This is a genomic window from Prescottella equi, assembly GCF_002094305.1.
GTDB lineage: Bacteria > Actinomycetota > Actinomycetes > Mycobacteriales > Mycobacteriaceae > Prescottella > Prescottella equi.
Genome location: NZ_LWTX01000011.1, coordinates 134,869 through 155,264, shown reverse-complemented (window position 1 = coordinate 155,264; position 20,396 = coordinate 134,869). Strand labels below are relative to the sequence as shown.

At 68.0% G+C, this 20,396-nt stretch carries 17 protein-coding genes; 3 read left to right on the top strand and 14 right to left on the bottom strand.

What is annotated here, in order from left to right; translation table 11 throughout:
* Window positions 1-87 precede the first annotated feature (87 nt).
* The 6 genes from A6I89_RS21890 to A6I89_RS21865 all read right to left on the bottom strand — a co-directional run bounded on the left by A6I89_RS21890 (window position 88) and on the right by A6I89_RS21865 (window position 5,613).
* Window positions 88-669 carry a hypothetical protein gene (locus A6I89_RS21890; RefSeq protein WP_022593711.1) on the bottom strand — a complete coding sequence of 194 codons (582 nt, stop codon included), beginning with the start codon at window positions 667-669 and terminating at the stop codon, window positions 88-90.
* A gap of 26 nt (window positions 670-695) precedes the next feature.
* Complete coding sequence (locus A6I89_RS21885) at window positions 696-1,433, bottom strand: SDR family NAD(P)-dependent oxidoreductase (protein ID WP_022593713.1); 738 nt, start codon at window positions 1,431-1,433, stop codon at window positions 696-698.
* 8 nt (window positions 1,434-1,441) lie between these two features.
* Window positions 1,442-2,224, bottom strand: coding sequence for an SDR family NAD(P)-dependent oxidoreductase (locus tag A6I89_RS21880; protein WP_022593714.1), 783 nt, complete (start codon window positions 2,222-2,224; stop codon window positions 1,442-1,444).
* Between the two features lie 37 nt (window positions 2,225-2,261).
* Window positions 2,262-3,617, bottom strand: a complete 1,356-nt coding sequence (locus A6I89_RS21875) for an MFS transporter (RefSeq protein WP_005516035.1) — start codon at window positions 3,615-3,617, stop codon at window positions 2,262-2,264.
* A 92-nt stretch (window positions 3,618-3,709) separates the two neighbouring features.
* The gene (locus A6I89_RS21870) at window positions 3,710-4,591 is read right to left on the bottom strand and encodes a polysaccharide deacetylase family protein (protein WP_022593715.1); all 882 of its coding nucleotides are present in this window, start codon (window positions 4,589-4,591) and stop codon (window positions 3,710-3,712) included.
* A gap of 11 nt (window positions 4,592-4,602) precedes the next feature.
* On the bottom strand, window positions 4,603-5,613 hold the full coding sequence (locus A6I89_RS21865) for an asparaginase (protein ID WP_005516033.1): 1,011 nt from the start codon (window positions 5,611-5,613) through the stop codon (window positions 4,603-4,605).
* Window positions 5,614-5,746: 133 nt separating this feature from the next.
* Between A6I89_RS21865 and A6I89_RS21860 the strand changes: the two genes are divergently transcribed.
* Window positions 5,747-6,772 carry a LacI family DNA-binding transcriptional regulator gene (locus A6I89_RS21860; protein WP_005516032.1) on the top strand — a complete coding sequence of 342 codons (1,026 nt, stop codon included), beginning with the start codon at window positions 5,747-5,749 and terminating at the stop codon, window positions 6,770-6,772.
* Between the two features lie 18 nt (window positions 6,773-6,790).
* Here A6I89_RS21860 and A6I89_RS21855 read toward each other — a convergent pair whose 3' ends face one another.
* The 7 genes from A6I89_RS21855 to A6I89_RS21825 all read right to left on the bottom strand — a co-directional run bounded on the left by A6I89_RS21855 (window position 6,791) and on the right by A6I89_RS21825 (window position 16,224).
* On the bottom strand, window positions 6,791-7,504 hold the full coding sequence (locus A6I89_RS21855; protein WP_005516031.1) for a type 1 glutamine amidotransferase: 714 nt from the start codon (window positions 7,502-7,504) through the stop codon (window positions 6,791-6,793).
* Window positions 7,497-8,753: a Mur ligase family protein gene (locus A6I89_RS21850; RefSeq protein WP_005516030.1), complete on the bottom strand. Its 1,257-nt coding sequence runs from the start codon at window positions 8,751-8,753 to the stop codon at window positions 7,497-7,499. Before A6I89_RS21850 ends, A6I89_RS21855 begins: the two co-directional genes overlap by 8 nt.
* Before the next feature lie 123 nt (window positions 8,754-8,876).
* Window positions 8,877-9,257, bottom strand: a complete 381-nt coding sequence (locus tag A6I89_RS21845) for an SHOCT domain-containing protein (protein ID WP_005516029.1) — start codon at window positions 9,255-9,257, stop codon at window positions 8,877-8,879.
* A gap of 202 nt (window positions 9,258-9,459) precedes the next feature.
* A complete protein-coding gene (narI, locus tag A6I89_RS21840) occupies window positions 9,460-10,227 on the bottom strand; it encodes a respiratory nitrate reductase subunit gamma (RefSeq protein ID WP_022593716.1) in 768 nt (255 codons plus the stop codon).
* Window positions 10,224-10,829, bottom strand: a complete 606-nt coding sequence (gene narJ / locus A6I89_RS21835) for a nitrate reductase molybdenum cofactor assembly chaperone (RefSeq protein WP_013414675.1) — start codon at window positions 10,827-10,829, stop codon at window positions 10,224-10,226. The genes narI and narJ overlap by 4 nt, the downstream gene beginning before the upstream one ends.
* Complete coding sequence (gene narH / locus A6I89_RS21830; RefSeq protein WP_022593717.1) at window positions 10,826-12,508, bottom strand: nitrate reductase subunit beta; 1,683 nt, start codon at window positions 12,506-12,508, stop codon at window positions 10,826-10,828. Before narH ends, narJ begins: the two co-directional genes overlap by 4 nt.
* Complete coding sequence (locus A6I89_RS21825; RefSeq protein WP_022593718.1) at window positions 12,508-16,224, bottom strand: nitrate reductase subunit alpha; 3,717 nt, start codon at window positions 16,222-16,224, stop codon at window positions 12,508-12,510. Before A6I89_RS21825 ends, narH begins: the two co-directional genes overlap by 1 nt.
* A 128-nt stretch (window positions 16,225-16,352) precedes the next feature.
* Here A6I89_RS21825 and A6I89_RS21820 point away from each other — a divergent pair, with 128 nt between their 5' ends.
* Both A6I89_RS21820 and A6I89_RS21815 read left to right on the top strand, forming a co-directional pair.
* Window positions 16,353-17,312, top strand: coding sequence for a tellurite resistance/C4-dicarboxylate transporter family protein (locus tag A6I89_RS21820; RefSeq protein WP_232244866.1), 960 nt, complete (start codon window positions 16,353-16,355; stop codon window positions 17,310-17,312).
* A 104-nt stretch (window positions 17,313-17,416) separates the two neighbouring features.
* Window positions 17,417-18,175, top strand: coding sequence for an SDR family NAD(P)-dependent oxidoreductase (locus A6I89_RS21815; RefSeq protein ID WP_022593722.1), 759 nt, complete (start codon window positions 17,417-17,419; stop codon window positions 18,173-18,175).
* A gap of 66 nt (window positions 18,176-18,241) precedes the next feature.
* On the opposite strand, the gene A6I89_RS21810 is transcribed toward A6I89_RS21815, so the two are convergent.
* Window positions 18,242-20,371 (bottom strand): oxidoreductase, encoded by a 2,130-nt coding sequence (locus A6I89_RS21810; protein ID WP_005516022.1) that lies wholly within the window; start codon window positions 20,369-20,371, stop codon window positions 18,242-18,244.
* Window positions 20,372-20,396: the final 25 nt, after the last annotated feature.

The following is a 20,396-nucleotide window of genomic DNA, read 5'->3' as shown; positions in this document are numbered from 1 at the left end:
CGCGGTCGCCGGATGCAGTAGCAGGGCCAAGAGTGCAGACAATCTTCGTGCGTCGCAAGGACTCGGCAACGCTCGGGGACAGGGGCGTCACGGGTTCGATGGTTCTTCTCCTCGAAAATCGACGGTCAGGCCGAGGCCGATGCCGTCCCAGGTGGTCAATCGAACGGTCCGATCTCGTTGTTCGACAACGGCTTCCAGTGTGCGACCGCGGCCGTGTCCGTAAGCTGTCATACCGCTCAGGGTCAGCGCCGCAACGGTGGTGGACACGAACGTGTGCACCACGGCCGGCTCCGCGGCAGGGAAGTCCACCTCGACCACCCGCTCCGAATGACGTTGCGGTGCAGCGAGATGATCGGCGACACGTCGGCGTGCATCCGCAAGATCGCGAGCGACGACAGTGACCGGTCGTCGGCGGTCGGCCAGGGGTGCGGGTTCGGGGAACCCGGTCGGCAGCGAGAGCGCCGACCAATCAGGCTCGGCGACAGCGAACGACGCGACGGCCGACCACATCGCGGTCAGCGAATCAGCCACGACGGTACGGCCCGTGGGGGTCGACACCGTCCAGCCGTGCCCAGTGGCCCGCACCCGTGCCGACCGGGTGTCGACCATCCGGGCCACCGCCTCTCGTTGGGGGTGGGTGCGGACGACCAGCCCGAGCCAGTCGTCCACCCGCCCTCCAGGGCACCCGCCGCACATCAGGGCATCACATCGCCGCTGTTCGGGCCGAGGGTCTGCCCTACGTAGAGGTTTCCGCCGGGATCCGACGCCAGCAGGACCGCCGTCGGCGCGACCTCGGAAGGCAGCCCGAAACGACCGAGCGGAAGTTCTCGTCGCTTGGCCTGTTTCCACTCGTCGGTGATTCCGTCGACGAGTGGAGTTTCGATCGGCCCCGGCGCGATCGCGTTCACGAGCACATTGTGTCGGGACACTTCGAGCGCCAGCGACTTCGTCAGTGCGATCGCACCCGCCTTCGCGGCCGCATAGTGGGTGAGGCCGACGCCGCCCTTGATGCCCAGCTGCGAGGCGATGTTGACGATCCGTCCGCTCCGGGCGGCGATCATCGCGGGGACGGCGGCGCGGCACATCAGGAAGATCCCCGTCAGATCCACGTCCAGGGTCCTGCGCCACATGTCGAGAGACATCTCGCTCAGCAGCGACTCCTCCAGGATTCCTGCCGAGTTGACGAGAACGTCGACCGCACCGATGGCACCCACGGCGGCGGCGTATGCGTTTTCCACCGACTCCTCGTCGGCGACGTCGACTGCGACGGCACCGTCGGCCGCCATCGCGCGAGCCGCGTCCTCGGCGGCTGTGAGATCCCTGTCGGCGATCACCACGCGGGCGCCGGCATCGACGTACGACTCCGCTATCGCGCGTCCGATTCCACTGGCGCCGCCGGTGACCAGCGCGCGTCGGCCCTCGAGAACTCCCATGGTCGCTCCTAGTCCTGCATCTTGGTGGTGAGCCCGCCGTCCACGACGAGCGATTGTCCGGTGAGGTAGCGGGATTCGTCGCTCAGAAGGAAGCGGACGACGGTCGCGATCTCGTCGGGCCTGCCGACACGTCCCCACGGGATCTTCGCGCCCGCGGCGACGAGTCCGTCGGGGCCGAGAGAGTTCACCGGATCCGACGACTGTGGCGTCTCGATGAGTCCCGGAACGATTGCGTTGGAGCGGATCCCCCGCGGGGCGAGTTCGACCGCCAACGCGCGACTGAGTCCGAGAACGCCCGCCTTCGCCGCCGAGTAGTGAGCGTGATCGCCCCATCCGTAGACGCCGCCTGCGATCGACGAGATCGACACCATCGCGCCCGGGCCGGTCATACGGGTCGCTGCGGCGCGAAGCGTCCGCATCACGCCGGTCAGGTCGACCTGGAGCATGTCGTCCCAGGCGGCATCGTCGAGTTCTGCGATCGAATGCTTGCGGAGGACACCGGCATTCGCGACCGCGAAGTCGAGGCGTCCCCACTCGACCAGCGCTCGCTCGGCGAACGCGTCCACTTCACCGGTCGACCGGACGTCGACCTCGTGGACGACACCTGTGCCGCCTGTCTCCTGCACGCGGCGCAGGGTCTCGGCCGGATCGTGCGGATCTCCGGGGAACGTGCCGATCACGACCCGGGTTCCGACCTCGGCCAGGGCCACTGCGGCCTCGAGGCCGATACCGCTGGCAGCACCGGACACTATCGCGACCTTGCCGCGCATGTGCTCGTAAGGGTTGTTCATCTGTCGTGATCCTGTCTTTCGAGAGTCGGTCGGTGCGTCACCCGGACGTGACCGCGACCTTCTTGGCGAGCAGCATGACCAGACCGGAGGCGAAGGTGCCCACGGCGCCGACCCAGAAGGCGGCGGTCCCGAAGCTGATACTGGCGGAGACCATCGCGGTCAGGAGGAAGCCGCCGATCACCGCGCCCGGCTGGCTCATCGCACCGATGAAGGTGGCACCGGTCGCGCGACAATCCGTCGTGTAGCACTCGGCCATGAAGAAGTTCATCGCCGAGTACGGGCCGAGGAGGAAGAAGAGTCCGAACATGTAGGTCGGGAGCACGAAGGCCGCCGACGACGGCCCGAGGAGCATGAGCGAGAACAGAATTCCGCCCATCATCCACCCGCCGACGATTGCGTTGCGCCGGCCGAACCGGTCGCCTATCCAGCCGTGGAACAGGTAGCCGAAGATGCCGACGATGTTGGCGAACACGACCAGTAGCAGGGTGAAGTTGCCCGAGAACCCCTTGCCGTCCTCGAGGACGGTGGTGCCGAGGACGCTGAACGTCTGGATGCCGAACCAGTTCACCATCCAGGCCAGCGACAGGACGATCGTGTTCCGTCGGTTCGCGCCCTGGAAAATTCGTTTGAGGGGGGTGGCGTCGGAATGCTCGATGCCGTACTCGGCGGCAAGGGTTCGTGCTTCCTCGACCTTGCCCGCCTTGCGCAGGCGGCGGATGCGGTCCTGCAGGTCGAACTGGGGAGATTCCTTCAGCCGCGCACAGACGAAGGCGATGACCAGTGCGGGCAGCGTCGCGACCAGGAACACCAGGCGCCAGTTGTCCGGTCCGACGATCGAACCCATGAGTGCGACGAACCCGGCGGCGAGCAAGGCGCCGAGAGGCCACCCGGTCTGCACGAACGAGTAGAGGAAGCCGCGGTGTTTGCGAACAGCGTCGCTTTCGGAGACCGCGTAGATCTCGTTGAGATACGTTGCGTTGACGGCCTGTTCGGACAACCCCATGCCGCCGACGGACTTGGCGGCGACGAGGCTGAGAGCGCCGCCGGACGCAGCAGTCGCTGCGGACGAGAGCGCGGTACCACCGACGGTGATCATCATGCCCTTGCGCCGACCGAGTCGGTCGACCACCGGGCCGACGCCGAGCACGACGACAGCGGTGCCGATGCTCACGAAGGTGGAGATGAGCAGTGCATGTGAGCTACTCCATCCGAAGTCTTCCTTCACGCGGGGCAGGAGCGTGCCGAAGAGGATGAAGTCGTAGACAGCGACCGTCCAGGCCAGGAAGGCGATGATCGTGGACTTGCGGGTCTCCCGAATGCTGAAGCGCGGGAGTTGCTTGGTCGGTTGCGCGGAAGTTTGCGATAGTGGATGTTCCTCGGCCGTCTGGCTCATAGGTGTCCTTCCCGGGACTGATGATGTCGGAGGCTGGGGCGACGGTGGGAGCGCGGGCCTTGCGCTCCCACCGTTTTCGTGCGCTGGAGAGGTCAGTTCCAGCGCGGGAACCGTTCCTTGAAGTCGTCGGCCATCTGGTCGAACGTGACCCACTCGACCCCGTCGTGCTTGTTGATGTGCTCGATGAGGCGCTCGAGCATGAGCAGGGACTGCGGACGGCCGGACACGTCGGGATGGATGGTGATCGGGAAGATCGCGTAGTCCATCTCGCGGTAGACCCAGTCGAACTGGTCGCGCCACATCTCCTCGAGATGCCGCGGGCTGACGAAACCGTGGCTGTTGGGGCTGGACTTGATGAACATCTGCGGCGGCAGATCGTCGAGCAACCAGTTCGCGGGAATCTCGACCAGGTCGGTCTCCGCGCCACGCTCGAGCGGCTTCATCCAGGTCTCGGCCGGCTGGCTGTAGTCGATCTTGGTCCAGGAGTCGCCGACACGGACGTAGTAGGGCGTGAAGTCGTTGTGCATGAGCGAGTGGTCGTACTTGATGCCGCGCTCGACGAGCAGTTCGTTGGTGACCTTGGAGAACTCCCACCACGGTGCCGTGTAACCGGTGGGCTTGCGACCCGTGAAGGACTCGATCAGCTCGATGCAGCGGTCGAGGACCGCGGTCTCCTGCTCACGCGTCATCGCGATCGGGTTCTCGTGGCTGTAGCCGTGGATGCCGATCTCGTGGCCGGCCGCGACTACCTGCTCGATCTCGCGCGGGAACGTCTCGATCGAGTGGCCGGGCACGAACCAGGACGTCGTGATGCCGTACTTCTCGAACAGCTTGACCAGCCGCGGAACGCCGACCTCTCCCGCGAAGAGGCCGCGGGAGATGTCGCCGGGCGAGTCCTCGCCTCCGTACGACCCGAGCCAGCCGGCGACGGCATCGACGTCGACACCGAAGTTGACGTAGATCTTCTTGGACATGCGTACCTCTTTCATCGGTGGGACGAATGCGACGTGGCCGGGGTGGCCACGGTTGGATGTGTGTGGGAGCGAACGATATTCGCGATCTCGGATACGGGAGCGACGGCCAGGGCAGACGCCAGCAGGATGCGAGCCTGGGCCGGGCGAAGCAGCCCGGCCGGAAGCACGCCCCTATCGGCGAGGTCGGCCCCGCCGCCGTTGCCGTACCGGGCGACGATGTCGCCGTTCGGCACCCGGGTGCCGACGATCACGGGGATCCCGGCCGCGATGCAATCCTGCGCGGCGGCAACGAAGCTCGGATTCGCATTGCCGACGCCGGTGCCGACGATGACCATTCCACGGGCGCCGGCCTCGACGGCGGCATCGAGGAGAGTGCGGTCCGCCCCGGGGTGCACCGCGACGATGTCGACCCGGGGGAGGGCGTCGGGCAGCGGCAGTGGCTGCGGCCGTTCCGGACGGTGGTCGATCGCGACCACTCCGTCGCGCACGTGACCGAGGACTCCGCCCGCTCCGTTGTCGAAGGCATCGAGCGCGGTGGTGTGGCACTTGCGAGTTCCGGCCGCGGGCAGGATCCGACCGTGGAAGACGATGACGGTGCCGATCCCGCGCGCGGTGGGAGCCGCAGCGACCGCCACGGCATCGCTCAGATTCCGGGCGCCGTCCCACACCTCGGAATCGGCGGCCAATTGCGCGCCGGTGAACACGACAGGCCGATCGCCCGCCTGGTGGAGATCGCACAGGTACGCAGTCTCCTCCATGGTGTCGGTTCCGTGGGTGACGACGACGCCGCTCACGTCCGGATCGCTCGAGGCATCGGCGATCGCGCGGAGGATCGTCAACTGGTCGTCCGGCGTGAGCAGGTAGCTGCCGGTGGTGAGGACGTCGCGGCCTTCGACACGGATGCCGCTGGGTGCGACGGACGCGAGCAGCGAGGAGACGTCGTCAGCCGCGACGGCATTTCCCGACGAATCGTTGCGGGAGGCGATGGTCCCGCCGGTGGCGAGCACGACAACCTTGCTCATGACGTCCCTTCAGAGATTGCGCAAACGTTTGGGCCAAACGTTTGCGCTCATTAGAATGGTGACCGCGGCCACGTGTCAAGAGGGAGCGGGCTACGTTTCACAGCGTTTACATGGCGTGGAAGGATCGACTGTCGTGGGGAACCCGAAGAAGCCGCGGGCTACGTTGCGGCTCATTGCCGACGAGCTCGGCGTGCACGTGTCGACCGTCTCGCGTGTCCTCAACGGAACGTCGGCGCCCGGCACGCGCACCGCGTCGGCGGCAACCGCCGAACGCATCCGGACACTCGCCGACAGCCTCGGCTACCGTCCGAACCTGCACGCCGCGAGCCTGCGGACGAACCGCACGAACCTCATCGGCGTCCTCGTTCCCCGGTTGTCCGACTACGTGCTTGCCACGATCTACGAGGGGATCGAGGAGGCTGCCGAGGAGTCCGGTCTGTCGACGTTCGTCACGAACTCCCTGGACAATCCGGAGAACCAGTCGACGCGAACGGAGATGCTGCTTGCCAGAAATGTCGACGGGCTCATCTTCGGTGACGCCCATCTCGATCACCGTTTCCTCGACGGTGTCGCCGAACGCGGGACACCGTTCGTCCTGGTGTCCCGGCGTGCGGGGGGCCACCCGTCCGTGACGTGTGACGACTGCGCGGGGGGAGCCCTGGCCGCGGAGCACCTGCTCGCCCGCGGGCACCGTCGGGTGGGGGTGATCGCGGGTCTGCCGTTCGCGAGTACCACGGTGGACCGCACCAGTGGGTTCGTGGATGCGTTCGCCCGTGCGGGTCACGCCGTCCCTGCCGACGACATCGTCTACACCGGGTTCGACGCGGCCGGTGGTCGTCAGGGGGCGACCGCGCTCCTCGAACGATCGCCCGACCTCACCGCGATCTTCGCCACCAACGACTTCGCGGCGATCGGTGCCTACGGGGCGCTGCGCGACGCCGGCAGGGAGGTGGGCCGCGACGTCGCGGTGATCGGGTACAACGACGTGCCCCTCGCCGCGGAGATGACGGTCGCGCTCACCACGGTGCGCTCGCCGATGCACGCGATGGGGCGGGAGAGTGTGCGCATGCTGGTGTCCATCCTCGGAGGAACCGAGGTGGACTCGGAAAGACTTGCGCCCGAACTCGTTCCGCGCGCCTCCAGTGACTTCACCCTGTGAGGCGGAGACGGTTCCGACTCAGCGCACCCGCAACCGCTCGCGGCGCAGCAGATCCACTTCGGGCAGCTCGAGCGGCGCGAGTTCGTCCACACCCAGGGCGCGCTTCAGTAGCAGGTCGGCCAGTTCCGGGTTCCGGGCGAGCACCGGTCCGTGCATGTACGTGCCGATCACCGAGCCCTGCGTGACACCCTCGAGTCCGTCGCCGACGCCGTTGCCGACACCGCGGGTCACCCGCCCCACCGGCTTGGCGTCGGGGCCGAGTGTCGTTCCCCCTCTGTGGTTCTCGAACCCGGACAGTGGTGCGGTGAGGCCGTCTATCAGCGGTGTCGTGACGACCTCGCCGATCGAGCGCGTCGCCTGCGGGGACGTGGTGGCGTCGAGCATCGACACGCCCTCGACCCGCTCGCCCGACGACGTCTCGTACCAGTGCCCGAGAACCTGGATGGCCGCGCAGATCGCAAGCACAGGGGCGCCGCGTTCGGCGGCCTTCTGCAGGCCCGGGTAGGTGGTGAGGTGCCGCGTCGCGAGGCGCTGCGCCGAGTCCTCGGCGCCACCGAGGGTGTAGACGTCGAGCGACTCGGGGACGGGATCGCCGAGCGTGATCTCGACGACCTCGGCGTCGTAGCCGCGCATGCGCAGGCGCTGACGCAGGATGAGGGCGTTTCCGCCGTCGCCGTAGGTGCCCATGACGTCGGGCAGGACCAGGCCGATGCGGACCGTCGACTCAGACATCGCGGCTGTTCTCCTTCGCGATCGCGGTGTTGAGGTCACGGAACGCCGTGTAGTTCGCCAGCACCTCGACCCGTCCGGGCGGGCACGACGCGATCGCACGCATCGGGTCGTGCTCGAGCGTGTGCTCCACGCCCGCGTAGGTGAGCCGGACCGCGAGGTCGGTGCCGCGTTCGCCCGCGGCGACCACCTTGACGCCCTCGAAGTGCTCGAAACGCACGTCCCACAGCCAGGACAGGTCCTCGCCGTCGGGGACCTGGCCGTTGACGGCGATGACGAGGCCGTCGACGCTGTGGTCGATCATCGACAACGCTTCCTGCCAGCCGGCCGGGTTCTTCGCGAGCAGCATGTGCACGGAGTGCGCGCCCACCTGGACGGTGCTGTACCGGCCGGCGACCTCGTCGACGATCGATGCGGCGGCGACCGCGTCCTCGGCTCTCGCCCCCATCGCGACCGCCGCCGCCACGGCCTGTGCCGCGTTGCCGCGGTTCGCCTTGCCGGGCAGTGTCAGCTTCATCGGGATCACGAGCCCGTCCGGGCCGTACAGATTGTCGTCGTCGAGCCACCAGTCCGGCGTGGGGCGCGCGAAGTCGGACCCGGTACTGCGCCAGTGCGGCCCGTCCCACACGATCGGTTCGCCGGTGCGTGGGCAGCTCACCGAGTCGTTGGCCCACCCCCCGCCGGCGGCGACCCACACGACGTTCTTGCAGTCGTACGCGACGGAGGTGACGAGAACGTCGTCGCAGTTCGCGACCACGACGGCGTCGGGGTGCCTCTGGAGTCCGGCGCGCAGCGCGCGCTCGATCATGTTGATCTCACCGACCCGGTCGAGCTGGTCGCGGCTGAGGTTCAGCAGGACCACGACCTCGGGGTTCACGGCGTCGGACACGTGCGGTACGTGCAGCTCGTCGACCTCGAGCGCCGCCAGCGGCGCGTCCGGGCGGGCGGTGAGCGCAGCGACGATGCCCGCGTCCATGTTGGCGCCGTCCGCCTGGGTGGCGACCTCGTCGAGCGTCGCCAGCGCGGCGGCCGTCATCCGGGTCGTGGTGGACTTGCCGTTGGTGCCGGTGATGACCACGCTGCGCCGTCCGCGACCGAGCTGCTGCATGAGCGTCGGATCGATCTTCAGCGCGATGAGGCCACCGATCATCGACCCCTTGCCGCGTCCGGCCTTCTGCGACGCCCAGGCCGCAGCGGCGGCGGCGCGCATGGCGAGGCGTCCACGCAGGTTGATTCGAGTGCTGGTTCCCACGTGACGAGTTTTCCACAGGCCCGAGCGGGCCGTCGCCCTGCGCTGCGGTGCCGCTCCGTGAACGGCGACGCCGCGCCCCCGATCGGGAGCGCGGCGTCGTGAAGAGCGGAGCGTGTGACCGGGTCAGCCCGCCAGCGCTTTGGCCTTGAGCGACTCGAACTCCTGTTGCGTGATGGTGCCCGCGTCGAGGAGCGCCTTCGCGTCGGCGATCTGTTCGGGGCCCGACTTGCCCGCGACCTGGCGGATGTAGGCGTCCTGCGCGCTCTGCATGTCGTGGGCGGCACGAATCGAACGCTTCGTCATGTTGTCGCCGTTGACGATGAGATAGATCAGCGCGGTGATGAACGGCAGGATGATCAGGAAGACCACCCAGATCGCCTTGACCCAGCCGGACGTCTTGTGGTCTCGGAACAGGTCCGTGATGATCGAGAACAGCAGCATCAGGTACGCGACGAACGCGAAGCTGACGAGAATCACCCAGAGAAAATCCCAGAAAGAGTCCATCGGTAGAGCTCCATTCACGTGTCCTGACGAAAGTGCACCTGACTTTGACACATCGGACGCCACAATTGGCTCATTCGCCGCGGATGAAATTCACGTCACTCTCTCCCGCGTTTTGCGCACTTATCGCGCGTTCCCGCCTCCGCACACCGCGTTTTGCGCACTTATCGCGCTCCGGGAGGGCTCAGGCCCGCGTTTTGCGCACTTAGCGCGGGGTGCGGGGCGGGCGTGTGGCGCCGACGTCCCATCCTCTTCCGGGCGTTTCGGTACGAGGAGCCCCGCCGACGTCGCGGCTGCGATAGACGATGTAGGGCCGGAAGAGGTATTTCACCGGCGCGCTGAAGGCATGGACGAGTCGGGTGAAAGGCCACAAGATGAACAGCACGATGCCGATCAATGCGTGCACCTGGTACGTGAGTGGCGCCGATGCGATCAGGTGAATCTCCGGCTGCAGGATGAACAGGCTGCGGAACCAGGGCCCGATGGTCTCGCGGTAGTTGTAGCCCTGGTGCAACGAATTGGCGGCGACCGTGGTCCACAGCCCCGCGCAGATTGTGGCGACGAGGACGAGATACATCATCTTGTCGTTGCGAGTGGTGGCCATGAACACCGGGCCCTTGGTGCGTCTGCGGTACAGCAGGATCGCGATCCCCACGAGGGTGCAGAAGCCGGCGAGGCCGCCGAGGACGTAGGCCACGTAGTGGTACCGCGTCTCGGTCACCCCGAGCGCGGTGGTCCACTCGTCGGGGATGATCAGGCCGAGGACGTGGCCGGCGACGACGAACACCAGACCGAAGTGGAACAGCGGGCTGCCGATCCGCAGCAGCCGGGACTCGTACAGTTCCGACGACCTCGTGGTCCAACCGAACTGGTCGTACCGATACCGCCACGCGACGCCGGTCACGAAGATCCCGACCATCACGTAGGGGAGCACCGCCCACAGCAGGATGTCGGTGAGGCTGCTGTCGGTCATCGGGCACCTCCGGTCGGGAACGGTTCCAGTCCCACGTCTTCCTGTGGAGGACCGCTGCGCGCCAGCGCGAGTACCGCGTCCCGGTCCTCGGCGGTGGGCCCCGGCAGTGTCGACAGCAGCGCATCGAGCACCGCGAGATACGGGCTGTCCACCTCGAGGAGACCGAGCCTGATCAACTGCAGTCCCAGCACGTGCCTGACGAGCAGCGAACGGTCACCGGTGGCAGCCGCGAACTCGAGGACGACGGGCAGGAAGTCGGGCAGGTCGGCGGCGGCGAACTCCACACCGGCCCGCCGGTAGTACTGCTTGAGCCGGACCAGGGTCACCCCGCGCCTGCGCGTGTCGCCGTCGGCGTAGTAGGTCAGGTACAGGCAACTCTTGCGCCGCAGGTCGAAGGTTTCGACGTAGTGCCGGGTGAGATCCGGGAGCGGCTGTGTCCGCAGGTGGCCGACGAATCCGGTGAGCGATCGCGTTGCGGCGGTGCGCGGCAACTCCGACAGTGCCTGCTCGACGGCGGGCAGCCGTCCCGACAGGGCAGGGGTGGGGTAGTCGAGGAGCAGTGACGACGCCTGGTCGAGGACGCGCAGGTCCGCGGCCCTCATCGCCGGCCGCCGTTCGGGTCGTCTCCGTCGCGCTTCGGGAACATGCCGTCCACGACACCCTTCCCGTCCCAGTTGAGGAGGTTGACGCGCGCCGACCGGTCCTGCGCGTCCGCGACGTCGTCGGCGGTCTGCCGGTGTTTGAGGGCGTGGAACGTCTCGACCGCGACGGGGACGGGGCGGCCCGACGCCTCCCCGAACGGTCCGCTGTCCAGCATGCCGGGGCCGCCTTCGAAGTCGAGACTGCAGCCGAGTTCCTCGAGTTGATGGGCCTGTTCGGCGTGGGCGGTGGGGATGACGTACCGCTCCTCGTACTTCGCGATCGCGAGTAGGCGGTACATCTCGTAGACCTGTTCACCGGTCATCCCGACCGCGGTCGCTGTCGACTCGTCCGGTTCGTCGGCCAGGTTGAGGTCCCGCATGTACGAGCGCATCGCCGCCAGCCGGTGCAGCACCGCGGTGACGGGCTCGGGGTCGCCCGCACTGAACAAACCCGCGAGATAGTCGACCGGGATACGCAGGGTATCGATCGCCCCGAAGAGATTGTCGAGATCCTCTCCGTCGTGGCCTGTTTCGCTCAGGACGTCGACGACGGGGGACAGCGGCGGGACGTACCAGACCATCGGCAGCGTGCGGAATTCCGGATGCAGCGGCAGCGCCACCCGGTACTTCTCGATGAGTGCGTATACCGGCGATCGGCGGGCGGCGTCCATCCAGTCCTCGGGGATTCCGGCGGCGCGGGCGCCCTCGATCACTGCCGGGTCCTCCGGATCGAGCAGCAGGCCGCGTTGGGCGTCGTAGAGATCGCGTTCGTCGGGTGTGGACGCCACCTCGCCCACGCGGTCGAGGTCGTACAGCACGATCCCGATGTACCGCAGACGCCCGACGCACGTCTCCGAGCAGACCGTGGGCAGCCCCACCTCGACGCGCGGATAGCAGAACGTGCACTTCTCCGCCTTGCCGGTGCGGTGATTGAAATACACCTTCTTGTAGGGACATCCGGTGACGCACATGCGCCAACCGCGACACTGGTCCTGGTCGACCAGCACGATGCCGTCCTCGGCGCGCTTGTACATCGCGCCGGACGGGCACGATGCCACACACGACGGGTTGAGGCAGTGCTCGCAGATCCGGGGGAGGAAGAACATGAAGGTCTTCTCGTACTCGAGCCGGACCTTCTCGGTGGCCTGCTCCCGCATCTGTTCGAGGATCGGATCGTGTGCCTCGGTGGCGGCGGTGCCGCCCAGGTCGTCGTCCCAGTTGGCGCTCCACTCGATCGGCATGGGTTTGCCGGACAGGAGCGAGATGGGTTGCGCCACCGGGAAGTCGTCGCCGAGCGGGGCCTTGGTGAGGGTGTCGTAGTCGTAGGTCCACGGCTCGTAGTAGTCGCGGATGTCGGGTAGCAACGGGTTCGCGAAGATGGACAGCAGCTTCTTGACCCGTCCGCCGGCGCGCAGCGTCAAGCGTCCGCGCCGGTTCAGTGTCCAGCCGCCCTTCCACAGGTCCTGGTTCTCGTACTTGCGTGGGTATCCCTGCCCCGGGCGGGTTTCCACGTTGTTGAACCACACATACTCGGTGCCCCCGCGGTTGGTCCACGTCTGTTTGCACGTCACCGAGCACGTGTGGCAACCGATGCACTTGTCGAGGTTCATCACCATCGCCATCTGCGCTGCGACCTGCATCAGTACTGCACCTCCTGGCTGCGGCGGCGGATCACCGTGACCTCGTCGCGTTGGTTGCCGGTGGGGCCGAGATAGTTCCATGCGAACGACAGCTGCGCGTACCCGCCGATCAGGTGGGTCGGCTTCACCAGCACGCGGGTGAGCGAGTTGTGGATGCCGCCGCGCCGGCCGTCGGTCTCCGACTTGGGCACGTTGATCAGCCGTTCCTGGGCGTGGTGGACGAACACCGTTCCCGGTGGCATCCGGTGCGTGACGACCGCCCGGGCCACCAGGATCCCGTTGCGGTTGACGGCCTCCACCCAGTCGTTGTCCGCCACCCCGATCGCGGCGGCGTCGTCGACGTTCATCCACACGTTCGGCCCGCCCCGCGACAGTGACAGCATCAGCAGGTTGTCCTGGTACTCGGAGTGGATGGACCACTTGGAGTGCGGGGTCAGATAGCGCACCGACAGGGCCTTGCCGTCGGACTCGCCGAGACGCGTCTCCCCGAACAACCGTGTGATGTCGAGCGGGGGCCGGTAGATCGGCAGCACCTCGCCGAACTCGCGCATCCATTCGTGGTCGAGCACGAAATGCATTCGGCCCGTGAGGGTGTGCCAGGGCTTGAGTTCCTCGACGTTGATGCTGAACGGCGCGTACCGCCGGCCCCCCGCTTCGCTGCCGGACCACTCGGGACTGGCCAGTGTGGGCACCGGCCGAGCCTGTGTGTCGGCGAACCGGATCCGGCTTTCCTCGTTTCCTGCCGCCAGATGGGTCAGCGGCCGGCCGACCCGCCGGGACAGTTCCTCGAAGCCGGCGAGCGCCAGCCGGCCGTTCGTGGTCCCGGACAGCGCCAGGATGGCCTCGGCCATCTTCGCGTCGGTGTCCAGCGCGGGGCGTCCGGCGCCCGCACCGGACGACATCACGCCGCACGTTCGTGCCAGTTCCGCGACCTCCTCGTCCGGGTGGAACGTGACGCCCTTGGTGTTCAGCCCCGCCTTCTCCGCCAGTGGACCGAGGGTGGACATCTTCTCGGCGATCGCGGTGTAGTCCCGTTCGACCACCTGCAGTCCCGGCATCGTCCTGCCCGGGAGCGGATCGACCTCGCCGGCTCGCCAGTCGCGTACCTCGCCGAACGGCTGCGCGGTCTCGCCGGGTGTGTCGTGCCCGAGAGCGGTCGCCACCAGATCGTGGCGGGTGCCGAGATGAGTCTTCGCGAGTTCGCTGAAGCGGCGCGCGATCTCGGTGAACGCATCGAAGTCGCTGCGGGCCTCCCAGGGCGGATCGACGGCCGGCGTGAACGCATGCACGAAGGGGTGCATGTCGGTGCTCGACAGGTCGTACTTCTCGTACCACGTCGCGGCCGGCAACACGATGTCCGACAACAGCGTCGAGCTGGTCATCCGGAAGTCCAGCGACACCATCAGATCCAGCTTGCCGCGGGGTGCCTCGTCCCGCCACCGCACCGACGTCGGGCGGGTCTCGGCCGGCGTCTCGTCGGCGCGCAGACTCGAGCCCGCACCGAGGAGATGTTCGAGGAAGTACTCGTTGCCTTTCGCCGACGCGCCGAGCAGGTTCGCCCGCCACAGCGTCAGTACGCGCGGCCAGTTCTCCTCGGCGTCGACATCTTCGACCGCGAAGTGCAGTTTCCCACTGCGGAGTTGGTCCACCACGTAGTCGCCCACGTCGACGCCCGACGCCGCCGCGTCGTCGGCGAGGTCGAGGGGGTTGCGGTCGAATTGCGGATACGACGGCATCCAGCCCATCCGTGCGGACTGCGCGATGGTGTCCGCCGTGTGCTGCCCGGCGAGACGTCCCTCCGCGAGCGGGGAGGCGAGCGCGTCGGCTCGGTAGCCGTCGTAGCGCCACTGGTCGGCGTGCATGTACCAGAAGGCGGTGCCGATGGCCTGTCGCGGCGGCCGGGACCAATCGGTGGCCATCGCCATCGTCGCCCACCCGGTGATCGGCCGCACCTTCTCCTGTCCCACGTAGTGCGCCCAGCCGCCGCCGTTCCTGCCCATGCTGCCGGTCAGCATCAGCAGGGCCAGCACCGCGCGGTAGGTGGCGTCGCCGTGGAACCACTGGCAGATGCCGGCACCCATGACGATCATCGAACGTCCACCGGATCTCTCGGCGGAGCGGACGAATTCGCGCGCGATCCGCAACACCGATCCGGCCGGCACCGACGTCAACGATTCCTGCCACGCCGGGGTGTAGGGCTGGTCCGGATCGTCGAACCCGGCGGGCCACGTTCCAGGTAGGCCGTCGCGCCGCACCCCGTACTGTGCGAGCATCAGGTCCAACGCGGTCGTCACCAGTTGCCCGCCCACTTCGCGGACCGGTACGCCTCGGCGCATCGTCGCGCCCTCGCCGACATCGAAGCGCGGCAGCAGGACCTCGACACTCTCGGCATCGCCCGGTGCATCCCGCACACTCAGCGCCGGGACGGTGTCGCCGAGGTCCAGGTTCCACTGCCCCACACCGGACTCGGTGTGCCGAAATCCCATGCTGCCCCGGGGGACGACGGCCGACCCGTCCCCGGAGTCCAGGAGCACGGTCTTCCACTCGGCGCCCTCACCGTCGTCACCGAGATCCGACGCGCGCAGGAACCGTCCCGGTACATACGCGCCGTCACGTTCGGTGAGTGTGACGAGGAAGGGCAGATCCGTGTAGCGCGAAGCGAAGTCGTCGAACATCGGGACTCGTCGGTCGGCGTAGTTCTCCTGCAGGATCACGTGGCCCATCGCCATCGCGAGGGCGCCGTCGGTGCCGGGCTGGGCGGGCAGCCACGCGTCGGCGAACTTGGTGGCGTCCGCATAGTCGGGGGAGACCACCACCACCTTCTGGCCTCGATAACGTGCCTCCGCCATCCAGTGGGCGTCCGGGGTGCGGGTGACCGGGACGTTGGAGCCCCACATGATCAGATAGGCGGCATCCCACCAGTCACCGGACTCGGGCACGTCGGTCTGGTCGCCGAACACCTGCGGTGACGCCACCGGAAGGTCTGCGTACCAGTCGTAGAACGACGTCATCACCCCGCCGAGCAACTCGATGAAGCGGGACCCCGCCGAGAACGACACCATCGAGAACGCCGGGATCGGCGAGAATCCCGCCACCCGGTCGGGACCGTACTTCGCGATCGTGTGTACGTGTGCGGCGGCGATCATCTCCACCGCGTCCTCCCACGACGCCCGGACCAGCCCGCCCTTGCCACGTGCGCGCTGGTAGCGGGCCCGCCGGCCGGGATCGCCGACGACGTCGGCCCACGCCAGCACGGGGTCGCCCAACCGCTCACGGGCCTCCTGGAACATCTCCAGCAGCAGTCCGCGCACGTACGGGTAGCGAACCCTGGTGGGGGAGTAGGTGTACCAGGAGAAGGCGGCACCACGGGGGCAGCCACGAGGTTCGTATTCGGGACGGTCCGGACCCACCGAGGGATAGTCTGTCGCCTGCGTCTCCCAGGTGATGACGCCGTCCTTGACGTACACCTTCCACGAGCAGGATCCGGTGCAGTTCACGCCGTGCGTCGACCGGACCACCTTGTCGTGACTCCACCGGTCCCGGTAGAAGGCATCCCCGTCCCGCCCGCCCGTCCGGTACACCGCGCGCAGGTCTGCGGACACGGTGGAGCGGGTGAAGAAACGCCCCGTCTCGAGCAGGGCCGCGCCGAACGGACTTTCGATCGGTGCGGGTGGTGGCGGGGCGGAGCGATCGGGTTCGTCGGTTGCACGCGACATGGCTGCCTCCCTCTGTCGAGGATGGCGCATACGGCCGAGGCGCGCAGCGAAACCCGAGCGGAACCGTCGAATCGGGACCGGCCGCCGCCCGACACGCGCATCATGGGGAGGTGTCCGACGGCCCGGGTGTGAGGACGAGAACCGGCCGCGCGCTGACCGCCATCCCGGCCGGGGCAGGCGCTGCGGCGATGTCGACGGGCATCGTGTCGGTGGCCCTGCATCTCGTTGGATTCGAGTGGCTTTCCCGGTTCTGGTTGATTGTCGGAGCGCTGATCTGGGCACTGCTCGTGGTGGTCTTCGTCGGTCGGTTGTTCGACGACCGCGCGCGCTGGGTGAACGAAGCCGACACCCCGCCGGCGCTCACCGGAGTAGCGGCGACGTGCGTGCTCGGCGCCCGATGCGTGCTGCTCGGCTGGAACCATGTGGGCGCCGTGGCGCTCGGCATCGCGTTCGTCGCGTGGCTGGTGCTGATCCCGGCCGTGGTGCGGCACTGGACCTCGCCCACCGTCGGTGTGCACTTCCTGCTCTGTGTCTCGACCCAGGGGCTGGCGGTGCTGGGCGCCTCGCTGGCGGTATCGGCGCCGGCGCCCTGGATCGTCGGACCCGCGTTCGTCGCGTTCCTGCTGGGGCTGTTCTTCTACCTGATGGTCCTCATCCGGTTATCGTTCGACCAGTTCCGGGTCGGCGCCGGCGACCAGTGGGTGTTCGCGGGTGGCCTCGCGATCAGTGCTCTGGCCGCGGGGAAGCTGGCGCCCGCGGCAGTCGCGGCAGGGTGGCCCGAGGGTCTCCACGACGCGATCCGCGTGGCCGGGGTGGTGATCGTGTGCATCGTACTGATCGACTACGTGGTGCTGGTGGTCTCCGAGATCAGATGGCCGCGACTGCAATACGACGTGCGCCGCTGGTCCACCGCCTTCCCGATGGGCATGACGTCGGCGGCGTCGCTCACGGTCGCGGTGTCGTCCGACGCCGACTGGTTGCGTCCGATCGGTGAAATCCTGGTGTGGCCGGCCGTCGTGGTGTGTCTGATCCTGCTCGTCGGGTCCGGGCGGCACCTGACGGCCGAGGCGCGTCCGGCGTCGACCTGAGCGAGCGCCGCGTCCGAAACCCGCCAGCGTCACGCCCGGGCACCGAGAAGTGTGGAGCACGGCCCGGCCGGCTCCTTCCTGCACCTCTCGAAAAGGACTAACGCATGTCTGCACGTCTGGAAAACAAGGCCTTCATCGTCACCGGCGGATCGTCCGGCATCGGGTTCGCGGTGGCTCGCCGTCTCACCGCCGAGGGCGCCGCGGTGGTCATCGGCAGCCGCCGCAAGGATGTGGGCGAGGCGGCGGCCGAAAGCCTCCGCACCGCCGGTGGCACAGCGATCTTCGTACCGGCCGACGTCACGATCGAGGACGACGCCGCCCGACTGGTCACCGCTGCAGTCGCAGAGTTCGGGCGTCTGGACGGTGCGTTCAACAATGCGGACGGCGTCAACGCGTCCGGCCCGATCTCGACCGTCGACGCGGACACGTGGAATGCGGAGCTGACGCAGAACGTCACCAGCGTCTTCCACTGCCTCAAGTACCAGATCCCGGCCGTCCTGGAGACAGGCGGCGCGATCGTGAACAACGCGTCGAACATGGGTGTCGTCGCGCTGCCCGAGGCGGCCCCGTACGTCGCGGCCAAGCACGCGGTCGTGGGTCTGACGCGGTCGGTGGCGCTCGAGGTGGCCGACCGCGGCGTGCGGGTGAACGCGATCACCACCGGCGGCGTCGACACGCCCTTGGCGCGGGGGTCGATGGCCACCACACCCGAGGCGCTGGCCTACATCGAGTCGTTGCACCCGGTGAAGCGCATCGCACAGCCCGACGAGATCGCCCCGTTCGTGGCGTTCCTGCTGAGCGACGAAGCTTCGTTCATCACCGGCGCCGCCCTCGCGATCGACGGTGGGTTCACCACGCGCTGAGCAGTATTCGACAAAGACGACGGCCGGCCCCGAAGTGAACTGCGGGGCCGGCCGTCGACTGCGAGATCAGATCTCGGTGGCAACCTTCCACGCCGAGTGCATCGCGCCCTCGATGTAGTCGACCTCACCGGCGTCACCGACGACGCGGACGTCGACACCGGCGCGGGCCAGCTCGTCGGCGAGCGGCGCCGCCGCCGAGACACCCGAGGCGACCACGACCATGCTCGCCGGTGCGGACAGCGACTTGCCGCCGGAGGCGAACTCGACGGTCTTCTTGGTGATGCGCTCGACGGTCGCGTTGCGGTGGATGTCGATGCCCAGCTCCTTGGCGTGCTTGACGGCGGTCCAGCGACGCGGCATCGCCATCGGGACACCGAGCTGCTGGCCCTCCTCGATCAGCGTGACCCGGCTGCCGCGTTCGGCGAGGAATTCCGCGAGCTCGAGACCGACCAGCGACCCGCCGATCACGACCACGTTCTTGCTCATCGGCAGGAACTTGAGGAACTTGCGGCTGAGCGTGCGGATCTTCTCGGGACTCTTGGTGATGCCGACGAGGCCGCCCAGCTTGCCGGCGATCCGCAGGAACAGCGCCTGATCGGAGACGTCACCGGTGCCGGTCATCAGGCCACGCAGGCTGTCACCGGTGTGCACGTGCGGCAGGTTGCCGCCCGGCACGCTCGGTCGCGCCCGCACCGCGCCCGTGGCGACGACGACGGTGTCGGGCGCGAGGGCCTTGATCGTCGCAGCGGTGGCGTCGGTCTTCAGCCGGACGTCGACCCCGGCGCGCCGGATCTCGTTGCTCAGCCAGTTCAGCAACCGCTCGTTGTCCGGGGTCGTGAGCGTGGAGAACCACAGCGTGCCGCCGAGCCGGTCGGTCTTGTCCAGCAGCGTGACGCGGTGACCGCGTTCGGTGGCGACGCGCGCCGCCTCCATGCCGCCGGGGCCGGCGCCGACCACGACGACGTGCTTGCGCTTGGTGGCGGTCGGGAACGGCAGCAGCTTCTCGTTGCCCAGTGCCGGGTTGACCGCGCACAGCGGGGTGTCGTCCCAGAAGTTCTCCTGCACGCACACGTAGCAGTTGATGCAGGGGCGGACCTGCTCGCTGTGGCCGGCCTTCAGCTTGTCGACCAGCGCGGGATCGGCGAGAAGCTGGCGGCCCATCGCGACGAAGTCGGTGTGGCCCTCGGTGATCATCTGCTCACCGACCTCGGGCAGCATGCGGCCGACGGTGATGACCGGGATCGACACGGCCCGCTTCACGACGGCGGCGTTCTCGGTGTAGTAGCCGACCTTGTTGGGCAGCGGGCCGTCGGTGAAGTTCGCGAACGCGTTGAGCGCGGTGCCGGTGACGTGGATGGCGTCGGCACCGGCCTCCTCGAACATCGCGGCGGCGCGGGCGGCCTCGTCGGGGGTCAGGCCTTCGGACTCGCCGTACTCCTGGCCGGCCAGACGCACGATGACGGCGAGGCTGTCACCGACCTCGGCCTTGACCGCGCGGATCACCTCGCACGACAGCCGCGCCCGATTCTCGAGCGATCCGCCGTACTCGTCGGTGCGCTGGTTCGAGTAGCGGCTCAGGAAGCCGCCGAGCACGTAGTTGTGGGCGGCATGGATCTCGACGGCGTCGCCACCGGCGGCCTTGACCCGGCCCGCCGCCTCGGCGAACATCCGCACGAGCCACTCGAGGTCCTCGTGGGTGGCCTCGTGGTAGGTGGCCTTCTTACCCTCCTGAATGGCGGCCATCTTCCCGAGCTCCTCGGGAGTGCAGTCGATCATCGCGCTCATGTCGCCGGGGGGCTTCGGGATGGACGGCACCAGCTGCGGGCGGCCGTCGAGGGTGTCGATCCGGGCGACCTTGCCGTGGTGCGTCATCTGCACGCACAGCTTGCTGCCGGCGGCGTGGACGGCGTCGGCGAGTGCCTTCAGGCCGGGGATGAAGCGGTCCTCGGACAGGCCGGGTTCCTTGCGGCTGGTGCAGCCGGCCGGGTACGCGACCGCGCAGCAACCGGTGATGATCATGCCGGTCCCGCCCTCGGCGCGGCTGGCGAAGTGGTCGATGTCGCCCTGGTGGATCTCGCCGTCCTCGCAGAGGTTCATGTCCATCGCCGGGAGCACGACCCGGTTGTCCAGCGTGATCGGCCCGATCTTTCCGGGCGAAAGGAGTCGGGGGAACGTCGTCTGCTGTCGGATCGTCACGAGCCGAAGCTATTTCGCAACGCTC

What these genes read in the sequence shown, in the direction of transcription:
- A6I89_RS21885 (WP_022593713.1), bottom strand. Translation starts at nt 1,433, where the DNA reads ATGGGAGTTCTCGAGGGCCGACGCGCGCTGGTCACCGGCGGCGCCAGT.
- A6I89_RS21880 (WP_022593714.1), bottom strand. Translation starts at nt 2,224, where the DNA reads ATGAACAACCCTTACGAGCACATGCGCGGCAAGGTCGCGATAGTGTCC.
- A6I89_RS21875 (WP_005516035.1), bottom strand. Translation starts at nt 3,617, where the DNA reads ATGAGCCAGACGGCCGAGGAACATCCACTATCGCAAACTTCCGCGCAA.
- A6I89_RS21870 (WP_022593715.1), bottom strand. Translation starts at nt 4,591, where the DNA reads ATGTCCAAGAAGATCTACGTCAACTTCGGTGTCGACGTCGATGCCGTC.
- A6I89_RS21865 (WP_005516033.1), bottom strand. Translation starts at nt 5,613, where the DNA reads ATGAGCAAGGTTGTCGTGCTCGCCACCGGCGGGACCATCGCCTCCCGC.
- A6I89_RS21855 (WP_005516031.1), bottom strand. Translation starts at nt 7,504, where the DNA reads ATGTCTGAGTCGACGGTCCGCATCGGCCTGGTCCTGCCCGACGTCATG.
- A6I89_RS21845 (WP_005516029.1), bottom strand. Translation starts at nt 9,257, where the DNA reads ATGGACTCTTTCTGGGATTTTCTCTGGGTGATTCTCGTCAGCTTCGCG.
- narI (WP_022593716.1), bottom strand. Translation starts at nt 10,227, where the DNA reads ATGACCGACAGCAGCCTCACCGACATCCTGCTGTGGGCGGTGCTCCCC.
- narJ (WP_013414675.1), bottom strand. Translation starts at nt 10,829, where the DNA reads ATGAGGGCCGCGGACCTGCGCGTCCTCGACCAGGCGTCGTCACTGCTC.
- narH (WP_022593717.1), bottom strand. Translation starts at nt 12,508, where the DNA reads ATGCAGGTCGCAGCGCAGATGGCGATGGTGATGAACCTCGACAAGTGC.
- A6I89_RS21825 (WP_022593718.1), bottom strand. Translation starts at nt 16,224, where the DNA reads ATGTCGCGTGCAACCGACGAACCCGATCGCTCCGCCCCGCCACCACCC.
- A6I89_RS21815 (WP_022593722.1), top strand. Translation starts at nt 17,417, where the DNA reads ATGTCTGCACGTCTGGAAAACAAGGCCTTCATCGTCACCGGCGGATCG.